Genomic DNA, 6540 nt, shown 5'->3' with positions numbered 1-6540 from the left:
CTTTGAGTACATCGAAGTTGATTACAACAAGACAAGAAGGCATAGTGCTATTGGCTATCTCAGCCCAGAGAACTTTGAATTAAAAAATAGTGCTTAGCAAAGTGTCCACTTTTAGTGGTACGGATCAGCGTCATCGCATCTTAAGGCTATTGTAGATTCAAGCGGTCAATGTGTCCACTTCCCCTAAATTGGGACAGATTGAATTAGAATCTCCTGCGAGTGGGAGATAATACGTCCGCTTTGACATCATGCGAGGGTTCGTTGCAGGCGGTAACCATCGGTCCCATCATCGTAGTAAGCAGGCAAGAGGTCGATGACCTCAAAATCTAATTTTCGATACAGGTCTATGGCGGCTTGGTTATCCACTTTCACTTCGAGCCGAACTCTTTGCGCATGCTCAATGACTGCTTGTGTTTCAATGGCTTCCATTAGGGCACGAGCCACCCCCTTGCCACGAGCCTCCGGCGCGGTAGCAAGGGAATATAAGCGCCAGCTTTGACTGTTTTTACGAGTCAGGATGATGCAGTAGCCTACGATGACCCCGTCGAGCACTGCGACCCATACGCGAGAGCTTTCCCTGCGCACAAATCGCTGAAAGGATGTCAGGCCAATTCGGTCATAAGTGAAGCAACGCGCTTCAAGCGCAGCAAGCGTTCGGGCATCCTCACGCTGTGCGCGCCGCACGAGTAGAGCCATTAATCGTCCATCCGTCGCACAAAGTCCGCCATGATGATTCGATACAGCTCATCACCAAGGTAAAGGTCTTCTACGGCGCTATCAATGGAAGGGTTGTCGTTGATTTCAATGATGACAGGCCCCTTCGCCGTATCTTTAATATCGACTCCGTATAGGCCATCGCCAACAAGTCGAGTGGCTTGCAATGCAACCTTAATGACTTCTTTGGGAACTTGATGAACACCAAGACATTCAAACGAACCACTCTTCCCGCGGGTGGTCTCGCTACTGTGGTTGTATATTTGCCAGTGATTTCGGGCCATGAAGTATTTACAAGCGTAGATCGCCCGATTGTTTAGCACACCAATCCGCCAATCGAAGTCTGTGGGCAGGAATTCCTGTACCAACAAGATCGTCGACATCTTGAATAGTTCTTTGGCCACTTTCCGAAATTCTTCTTCGTTCTTTGCTTTCTCGACCCCAATTGAGAAAGAACCATCAGGAATCTTTAGGACAACTGGGTAGCCAAAACGCTCGCCGATTGCCGTGAAGTCAATTCGATCGCCCATGACCAAAAGCTCGGTGCGGGGCTGAGGGATTTTGTTCTTCTCGAGCATCTCGTTGAGAAATACTTTGTTGGCACAGCGCAAAATAGAGTCAGGATGATCAATAACGACAAGGCCGTTGGCTTCTGCTTTTTTCGCAAAATGGTAGGTGTAGTGGTTAATGCGCGTAGTTTCACGAATGAACAATGCATCAAACTCTAGCAGGCGGTTGAAGTCTGCTTTTGTGATTAGCTCTGCATCAATGTCATTCTCGCGGGCGGCCCGGATAAATTTCTGTAGGGCTTTCTTGTCGCTGGTTGGAATACGCTCCTCGGGATCATGCAAAATGGCGAGATCATACCGGTACTCTTTGCGACTGCGTGCTTTGCGCCAGACTCGCTTGCTAAAGTACTCCAAAGACTCACCAAACAAAGTTTGCTCGTTATCATTGAGATCTGAAAGAGCCCGATTACGTATAGCATTCAGATGCCACCGACCTTCAAGTGAAAACTCCACTTCGAGAATAGGGCACGGGTAGGCTTCAAATAATTGACGCGCAAGGTCTTCCAGTTCTGGAAAGCTTGTTTTGCCAAAGCAGATCAGCAACCGAATGTGTTTGGGACTTTCTGGCTGATGCTGGGCCACGAAACGATTCAGTAGTTTTGTCTGATCATTTAGAAATAGTTGATAATGCGATAGATTCGCGAGATCGTTGATGGCCGAGACAGACGGCAATGCGCGCTGACCACGGGCTTCTGCCAGCAAAGACACGTAGTAGCCGGTCGACAAATAGGATAAATCACCACACAAGTTGATAATTGGGCCACGGTGTTTACTGATATTTTGGATATAATCAGCAGCGCTGATAATGGCTTGGCTTGGGTGATAGGGCTGCCAATCGCTCAAGTCGTCGAGAATGATCAGGGGTGCATTGTGCATAAGTAACCTTGTGATTTTTGTGGTCCGGATTACCGCGCCGGTCGCGTCGGCTTTATCGCTGAAATGCGTGTAATAATCAAGCGCTAGCAAAGGAAAATATAGTATGAAATTTCAAGGGTCTCCATCGTTTACACACGCACAGGTTCCAAAAGTTGGTGTCTTATTGACAAACTTAGGCACACCTGATGCGCCGACACCCAAAGCGCTGCGTACTTATTTAGCGGAATTCCTCTCCGATCCGCGCGTTGTGGAGGTGCCGAAACTGCTGTGGAAAGTCATCTTGCATGGGGTTATCTTGCGTATCCGTCCCCGTCGCTCAGCAGAAGCGTACAAAACGGTTTGGACCGATGAAGGTTCACCTCTTTTGCTTCACACGCAGCAGCAGACTGATGCGGTTCGCAGCCAATTAAAGAAGACCTGGGGTGAGGATATTGTTGTCGAGTTTGGGATGCGTTACGGAAATCCTTCCATTTCGAGCGCTTTGGAAAAGCTAATGCAACAGGGCGTCACCAAATTAGTGGTGTTACCGTTGTATCCGCAGTACTCCGCATCGACCTCTGGCTCCACCTTTGATGCGATCGCGCACGACTTTACTCGTCGCCGTTGGTTGCCTGATTTTCGCTTTATTTCCTGCTACCACGATCAACCTGAATATATTCAAGCTGTGGCGAATAAGATAAAGGCGCACTGGGAAACGCATGGGCGGGCGGACAAACTTATTTTTTCTTATCACGGAATTCCTAAACGCTATTTGCTCAATGGTGACCCCTATCATTGTCACTGCTACAAAACCACGCGCCTGGTGGCTGAAGCGCTCGGTCTTGAGAAGGATGCATATATGACCACATTCCAATCGCGTTTTGGACGTGAGGAGTGGCTCAAACCATATACAGATGAGACGCTTAAAGCTCTACCTGGCCAAGGCGTGAAGTCCTTGCAGGTGGTGTGTCCAGGTTTCTCGTCAGACTGCCTCGAGACGATTGAGGAGATTGGTGAGGAAAACTGCGAATACTTTATGGAAGCTGGCGGTGAGCGTTATGAGTATATTCCGTGCCTCAATTCGGATGAGGAACATATCTCGGCACTCATCTCATTGCTTGAACAGCACCTACAAGGCTTTCATGCTGGAAGTTCTGAAAAAAGTGAGCAAACCGCAGCGCGTGCCAAGGAACTCGGTGCTAAGCTTTAAGCTCTGATAAAGCATCTGATCATATAAGGAGAAGCGCATGTTGACGATGCTCGCGCGATTACTCAAAGCGCTGAATGCCGAGACAAGCCCATGGGCAATTGCATGGGCCTTTGTGCTCGGCATGTTTATGGGGCTTACGCCGCTTTGGAGCCTTCACAACCTATTTATTCTGTTTTTTGCGTTAGCCTTTCGCATTAATTTTTCTGCGTTCCTACTCGCGTTCGTGTTCTTCTCCGGACTCGCCTATCTTTTGGATCCGATTTTCGATTACTTAGGTGAAAGTCTTCTGACCACCGGTGCGCTAGAAGGGTTATGGGTCGCGCTATATGAAAACCCCTTGGCACGTTTATTCCAATACAACCACACCATTACGCTCGGTAGCTTTGTGTTTTGTGTGCTGTTCGCACCTATTTGGCTGTTTGCAAGTCACCGTCTGATTGTTCTGTATCGTCATCGGGTGATGGCACGGTTTAATCAATTGAAGATTGTGCAAATCGTGAAAAGCACGAAATTCTTTTCGACCTACCAGAGAATCAGTGGCTTACGGGGGAGCTAACTATGAAAAATGTGATTCGTTGGCCTGGCCTGATTCTCTTTTTTGTCGTTGTCATTGGTCTAGCGGTGTTAATTCGTGTGTTTGCAGGACCACTTTTGAAAGGTGGACTCGAGTATGGCCTGACGCGAGCCAATGGCGCGGAAGTAAACATTGCCCGGGCGCAGGTGCATTGGAATCCGTTTGGCATTGAGCTTTCCGAGATTCAGGTGACTGATCCAGATCAGCCGGAGCTGAATCGGTTCCAAGCATCCCGCGCGCAAGCACAGATTCGTTTTTGGGATGCGGTGATTGGTCGAATTCATATCACTGAGCTAAACGTACGTGATGTCGCTATGGGTGTGGAACGAGCCCGTCCAGGTCGTGTTCGTGCGGACTATCAAAGCGAGCGTGAACCCATGGATTGGCGTCAAATGCTAGCCGATCTTGAGATCGATATTCCCTCGGTCGATCAAGTGCTGGCGCGCAGTGACATTCGAACACCTGCACTGGTGGAACGCATTGAGGCAGATTTCACAGCGCAGCGCACGCAAGTCGAGCAGGCGCGCGAGCAGCTTCCGCCTCGCGAGCGGATTGAAGCGTACCGGACACGTATGCAAGAAATTACTGAAGCACGACCACGCACGCCACAAGAGTTACTTGAGTTGCGTCAACGTTTGGAAGCGTTAAAAACCGATGTACGAGCGGACCGTGAGTTAGTTCGTCAGTTCGTCGATGTGAGTGAAGAGGCTGTTCGTGTATTACGCACGGATCTCGAAGCGCTGCGCGAGGCTCCAGCGCAAGATTTAGCGCGGATCCGGCAGTTGTTGTCATTTGATCAAGAGAGTATCTCTGAGTTAAGTGGAATTTTATTCGGGCCGCGCGTCGAGCAGTGGAGCCGTTACGCATTTATGGCCTTCGATGTGATTGGCCCGATGCTAGCCCGAGCCGAAGAGCAAGAAACGCGGCCGAGCCGGTGGGTGGGTCGGTTTATTGATTTCGATCGTGAACAACGCCCTACATTCCTGATTGAACAAGCCGGAATCAGCATTCACTTTTTGGATACCACCGTTACATCGGATTGGCAAAACATCACATGGCAGCATGACCGCATAGGTGGGAATCCAACGACTTTCATTTTGAATTCCACTGCGAGCGATTGGTGGAGTGAGCTTTATTTCGACGGAGAGTTCCGACTATCAGAGCTTCGCGGATTCTCAGGCCGACAAGACTGGCGTGTACGCGGCGTGAATCTCCCAGAGCAGGGTCTGCTTGACCAACAGGGCGTAAGTGCACGCTTACTATCGGCCGCGATGAACTCTGAAGGGCGCGTTGGGATTCAAGAAGGCCGAATTGATGGGCGTGGTCTCATTCGTATGTCTGAAGTGGATATGCGCTTAGACGGCGAGGCACGTTGGGCGCAAATTTTGAGCGATGTGATATCTCAAGTGAACGCGTTTGATATGAACGTCAGTTTAGATGGCCCGTTTTCGCAACCGGGCATTCGCCTGCGCTCTGATCTCGATAATCAGTTGCAACAGTTACTTACCACCGCATTGCGTCAAGAGGCCGATACTCATTTGGCGTCCATCCGTTCTGACCTTGATGCGCGGGTTCAGAGCATCACAAGCACTTGGGAACCTCGCTTGCAGCAATTCACTGGCTTGCGTGATCAAGCACGTGATCAGAACGCCCTGTTGGCTGATTTGTTGAGCATTGAAGCGGATGACTTGAGCCTTGGTGAGCAGCTTGAAGACCGCTTGCGTGATAGCTTACGTCGCCGGATTGGAGGCTAGCGTACTTTAAACTCCGCTACTTATGTTCTTTGAAAACGGTCAAAGACCAGTGGTAGCGGATCGCCCCGAGGCGCAATGAAAGCGTCGTTAACATGGCGAGTGTCAGTGCTAACGTGGGTGAAAACGGTTGTAGCAAAACGAACACCACAGCACCTGCAATACAAGTGGTCGCGTACAGCTCACTTTTCAAGACCAACGGGATGTCACGTGCCAAGACATCCCGCAGCATTCCACCAAACACTGCGGTCATGGTACCCATGATCACTGCAATGACAGGACTCATTCCCGCATTTAATGCTTTTTCTGCACCCAAAACGGTGAAAAAGGCAATCCCTAACGCATCCGCAATGAGGAGACGGTTCAATGGGATATATGCTTTGAAGCGAAGCCATACAATGGTGGCGAATGCGGCAATCAAGATGACAAGAAAGTAGGTAGGGTCATGCAACCAGAAGACCGGTACGTCGAGGATCAGATCCCGCGTGGTGCCGCCTCCGATGGCGGTCACCGAAGCGAGAACCACAACACCGAAGCCGTCCATTTGTTTGCGAAATGCTAGTAACGTCCCTGCAATCGCAAACACAGCAACACCTGCGAGATCAGCAATATAGAACCATTGAGTCATTGGTCGGTCCATGAGTAACGAATCGATAAACTTAGTGTGGCATCGCAGAGTGGAAAAAAGAAGTCATTCTGCACTTGTAATTCAAGGTGTGTTGCCGCATATCCAATATTCTGCGGTATGCGTGCAAAGAACTGCGATACCTGAAACGCACAAGCGTTTCGCTTCGGCAGCGGTTCGGTTACAATACGGCGTTTATTTATCCGAAATGTAGAACTATCCAAGCCTGCGGGCTGAAGAAT

Annotated in this window: 7 protein-coding genes; 4 read left to right on the top strand and 3 right to left on the bottom strand. The window is 49.7% G+C overall.

Translation table 11 applies throughout. The features are described 5' to 3' along the window. Positions 1-97: IS3 family transposase (locus tag CWE11_RS12250; RefSeq protein WP_338022191.1), on the top strand; the 97-nt coding region annotated here is incomplete at its 5' end. Between the two features lie 149 nt (positions 98-246). Here CWE11_RS12250 and CWE11_RS10270 read toward each other — a convergent pair. Both CWE11_RS10270 and CWE11_RS10265 read right to left on the bottom strand, forming a co-directional pair. Then, positions 247-696: a GNAT family N-acetyltransferase gene (locus CWE11_RS10270; RefSeq protein WP_126777533.1), complete on the bottom strand. Its 450-nt coding sequence runs from the start codon at positions 694-696 to the stop codon at positions 247-249. Then, on the bottom strand, positions 696-2159 hold the full coding sequence (locus CWE11_RS10265) for a RimK family protein (protein WP_126777532.1): 1464 nt from the start codon (positions 2157-2159) through the stop codon (positions 696-698). The genes CWE11_RS10270 and CWE11_RS10265 overlap by 1 nt, the downstream gene beginning before the upstream one ends. A 103-nt stretch (positions 2160-2262) precedes the next feature. Between CWE11_RS10265 and hemH the strand changes: the two genes are divergently transcribed. Genes hemH through CWE11_RS10250 form a run of 3 tightly spaced genes read left to right on the top strand, consistent with a single transcriptional unit; the run spans position 2263 to position 5676 of the window. Further along, a complete protein-coding gene (hemH, locus tag CWE11_RS10260; protein WP_126777531.1) occupies positions 2263-3348 on the top strand; it encodes a ferrochelatase in 1086 nt (361 codons plus the stop codon). A gap of 37 nt (positions 3349-3385) precedes the next feature. Beyond that, complete coding sequence (locus CWE11_RS10255) at positions 3386-3904, top strand: TIGR03546 family protein (protein WP_126777530.1); 519 nt, start codon at positions 3386-3388, stop codon at positions 3902-3904. A gap of 2 nt (positions 3905-3906) precedes the next feature. After that, positions 3907-5676: a TIGR03545 family protein gene (locus CWE11_RS10250; protein ID WP_126777529.1), complete on the top strand. Its 1770-nt coding sequence runs from the start codon at positions 3907-3909 to the stop codon at positions 5674-5676. Positions 5677-5692: 16 nt separating this feature from the next. Here the strand turns inward: CWE11_RS10250 and CWE11_RS10245 are convergent, their stop codons facing one another. Beyond that, entirely contained in the window at positions 5693-6301 is a 609-nt protein-coding gene (locus CWE11_RS10245; RefSeq protein ID WP_126777528.1) for a trimeric intracellular cation channel family protein, read from the bottom strand. Between the last annotated feature and the right edge of the window lie 239 nt (positions 6302-6540).

Origin of the sequence: Aliidiomarina sanyensis (assembly GCF_003987175.1) — a bacterium.
GTDB classification, from domain to species: Bacteria; Pseudomonadota; Gammaproteobacteria; order Enterobacterales; family Alteromonadaceae; genus Aliidiomarina; species Aliidiomarina sanyensis.
This window is presented reverse-complemented; position numbering and strand designations above follow the sequence as displayed.

Excerpts from the sequence above, each read along its gene's own strand:
- CWE11_RS10250 (WP_126777529.1), top strand. The coding sequence starts at position 3,907 with ATGAAAAATGTGATTCGTTGGCCTGGCCTGATTCTCTTTTTTGTCGTT.
- hemH (WP_126777531.1), top strand. The coding sequence starts at position 2,263 with ATGAAATTTCAAGGGTCTCCATCGTTTACACACGCACAGGTTCCAAAA.
- CWE11_RS10265 (WP_126777532.1), bottom strand. The coding sequence starts at position 2,159 with ATGCACAATGCACCCCTGATCATTCTCGACGACTTGAGCGATTGGCAG.
- CWE11_RS10255 (WP_126777530.1), top strand. The coding sequence starts at position 3,386 with ATGTTGACGATGCTCGCGCGATTACTCAAAGCGCTGAATGCCGAGACA.
- CWE11_RS10245 (WP_126777528.1), bottom strand. The coding sequence starts at position 6,301 with ATGACTCAATGGTTCTATATTGCTGATCTCGCAGGTGTTGCTGTGTTT.
- CWE11_RS10270 (WP_126777533.1), bottom strand. The coding sequence starts at position 696 with ATGGCTCTACTCGTGCGGCGCGCACAGCGTGAGGATGCCCGAACGCTT.